Source organism: Methanosarcina spelaei (assembly GCF_002287235.1).
Taxonomy (GTDB): Archaea; Halobacteriota; Methanosarcinia; order Methanosarcinales; family Methanosarcinaceae; genus Methanosarcina; species Methanosarcina spelaei.
Genome location: NZ_LMVP01000234.1, coordinates 1 through 1,982 on the forward strand (window position 1 = coordinate 1; position 1,982 = coordinate 1,982).

The window sequence follows — 1,982 nt, forward strand, 5'->3', positions numbered from 1 at the left end:
TGGCGCGGACATACCCCGTTGCTTGCAGCGGGGTGCGCCAGCGCAACTTTGATTTAAGAATGCTGGGAAACAGATTATAGATGAAAGGGTGCCATTAGAAATTCGCAAAGCTTTAGAAGATGGGCAAAACGATTGGTTTCCTAGGTTGAAAAAAATAAGAGACTCGCTTAATCATTTTAATATTGGATCTTGCAGTGACCTGGAAGGAAGAAAAAACGGAGAACATGAGCCAAAAATATCTTATTACCATGATCGTCTTGGAAATGATCTGGGAAATGTACTTGTAACTGATGATGTTTTCAAAATGCTTTCTGATTATGAGGTGAAAGTAAACATGTTTCTAGGGTCTGTTTATCATGCTTTAAATCAGACTTTAGAAGATAAAGAAACTGTGCAAGTTTGTGGGGTTTTTAATGGACGTTTTTATCAGAGATTTGTTTCACCGTTTGAAGCATTGAATTTCCATAGTGGAAGATGTAAATCTCGGGAGTGGTTCGAAAAAGAAGATAAATCGACATGTCCCTATGTAGATAAATGTGGAGCCTATGTAAAATCTGAAAGTGTGGATTGTTGAAGCTAATTCATTCCTTTCTTCCCTCTTCTTTATTATTTGTGATTTGCCAGAATTTCCACAATTTTTTATTTTCCGTGTCTTTGGCAGCAAATTTATTTTAAATCTACTGTTTTCCGAGATTAAACTTTGAATGTGTACTGCCTGTTTGTGCATTTTTCATTTAAATTTTCTAGCTGTTCATACTTTGTGTATAAATAGCAATGTTTATTTTAGTTCACAGTTGATTAAGGACAGATAAACATTCGTGTTAAAGGAAAGAAGTATGGCTTTAAGGGAAATGCACAAAAAATGTATAAAACTAGATCCAAAAATATGGATCGGTCTTTATGTTATATTCTCAACAGGTTTACTATATTGCTATCCACCATTTCAAGTATCTCATTTTGGAATAAATAACGCCACAGTTAATGCCACCCTTGAAAATCAGTATCGTGCTACTTTAGCTCAAATACTCGGTGGTGGTGCAGTTCTGGTTGGAATTTATTTTGCTTGGAAAAATTTAGAAGTTGCTCAAGCAACTCTCAAATCTGACCAGGAAACGTCTCAGAAAAAGTTAGAAGTTGCTTTAGCCACTCTCGATTCTAACATGAAAACTGATCAGGGGAATCTAAAAGTCTCTCAGGAAGGCCAGATTACTGAACGTTTTACTAGGGCTGTTGATCAACTAGGAGCTATTGATCAATTAGGAAATCCAGCAATAGAGATTCGGTTAGGTGGAATATATGCCCTTGAAAGAATTGCAAATGAATCTGAGAAAGATCACTGGCCAATAATGGAAATTCTAACAGCTTACGTTAGGAAAAACTCGCCCATTGAAATGGCTGAAATCCAAGAGAAGGTATCTTTGGATATTCAGGCAATTCTTACTGTTATTGGAAGACGCAACGTATCCTCTTCAAATTGAGTGGAAATCTCTCACTTTCCACTCACTGAACTTCTTTCTCTGATTAGTTGAGCTAAAGATGGCATCTCAAATATACTGCTGACTCTATCACATATGTACTGATATGCACTTACATCCAGTTTCTTTGCTGTCTGAACAATCGTCATAAATGTGTCGTTTGCCTTTGTTCCTTCCTCTGTTATAGTTTGAAGGCTGACATCTCTTTTTCTGACCTTTGCTCTTGCTGCCAGTTCCGCTGCATTGTTATGCAGCGGAATCTCTGGCAAACTCAGCACCTTTAACAGGTATTCTTTGTTCTCTTTTGTCTTAGCGATTCTTTCATCCAGCTTTTCATATCCTGTTTTGGTAGAAAACAACTGATCAAACTTAACGGATAATTGCTCCGCTACCTCTGAATCTGGTTTTATTCTAAACTTAGAAAGCTCACCATAAAAGTTCCAGTAACTGTCCAGAAAAGCTTTCAGCTTTTCTTTATGATAAGGAACTATTGGCCTTAATGTCTTC

3 protein-coding genes are annotated in these 1,982 nt (G+C 36.9%); 2 read left to right on the top strand and 1 reads right to left on the bottom strand.

Translation table 11 applies throughout. The features are described from left to right. Positions 1-88: 88 nt before the first annotated feature. The gene (locus ASJ81_RS11815; protein WP_095644619.1) at positions 89-574 is read left to right on the top strand and encodes a hypothetical protein; all 486 of its coding nucleotides are present in this window, start codon (positions 89-91) and stop codon (positions 572-574) included. A 262-nt stretch (positions 575-836) separates the two neighbouring features. Further along, positions 837-1,478 carry a hypothetical protein gene (locus tag ASJ81_RS11820; protein WP_095644620.1) on the top strand — a complete coding sequence of 214 codons (642 nt, stop codon included), beginning with the start codon at positions 837-839 and terminating at the stop codon, positions 1,476-1,478. Between the two features lie 11 nt (positions 1,479-1,489). Here ASJ81_RS11820 and ASJ81_RS11825 read toward each other — a convergent pair. Further along, on the bottom strand, positions 1,490-1,982 hold a 493-nt coding region (locus tag ASJ81_RS11825), incomplete at its 5' end, for an IS66 family transposase (RefSeq protein WP_141241692.1).

Excerpts from the sequence above, each read along its gene's own strand:
- ASJ81_RS11820 (WP_095644620.1), top strand. The coding sequence starts at position 837 with ATGGCTTTAAGGGAAATGCACAAAAAATGTATAAAACTAGATCCAAAA.